1 protein-coding gene is annotated in these 710 nt (G+C 70.1%); it reads right to left on the minus strand.

The annotated features are described in order from the left end of the window. On the minus strand, positions 1 to 710 hold a 710-nt coding region (locus tag HH308_RS29325; RefSeq protein ID WP_170197824.1), incomplete at both ends, for a DUF222 domain-containing protein.

Here is a 710-nt window from a genome sequence, read left to right on the forward strand (position 1 = left end):
CAGCCGCGGTCGCGGGCGAAGGACGCGAACCGTTGCGCGGTGTTCGCGGTGCGTCGGCCGGTGCCGTAGTAGATGACGTCGGAGGTGTGGTCGTCGAAGACGACCATGACCACGTCGTTGTTGTCGGGGTCGGTGACCAGCAGGTCGACCACGTCGCGGACGGGGACGACACTGCCGGTGGCGGTGGTGGCGAACCCGCGCCCCTGCTCGACGTCGCTCTTGGATGCGGTGACGATGATGTGGGCGGGCAGCCCGTTGATCGTGCCGTCCGCACCGGCGGCCGCCGCGGTGCGGCAGATTGCGATCAGGGCGTCGTGGCGGCGTTGGGCCGGGGTGCGGGTATCGCGGGCGGCGGCCTCGGCGAGCAGGTGCGGATCGAGTCCGGTGGCGTTGACCGGCCCGGACGGCGAGTCCGGGTCGGCCGGGTTGTTCATCCCCTTGGCGGAGAACAACTCCATCGCCAGCTCGAACACGGCACGCCCGGCCGGGGTGAGTCGACCGGTCAGCTCCGACATCAACCGCTGATCCTGCGGGGACAGGGTGACCTCACGATGGCACTGCCGGTCGTGGTCGTCGGTGACCTGCCCGTCGGGGTCCAGATAGGCCAGCAGCCGGGCGGCGACCTTGTCGAGGTCTTTCGGGGTCAACTGGGTGGCGTATTCGGCCAGCGCCGCTTCGGCGGAGGCGATCGTATCCGGACCCAGACTCAG

The sequence above is a fragment of the Gordonia asplenii genome (genome assembly GCF_012933505.1).
Taxonomy (GTDB): Bacteria; Actinomycetota; Actinomycetes; order Mycobacteriales; family Mycobacteriaceae; genus Gordonia; species Gordonia asplenii.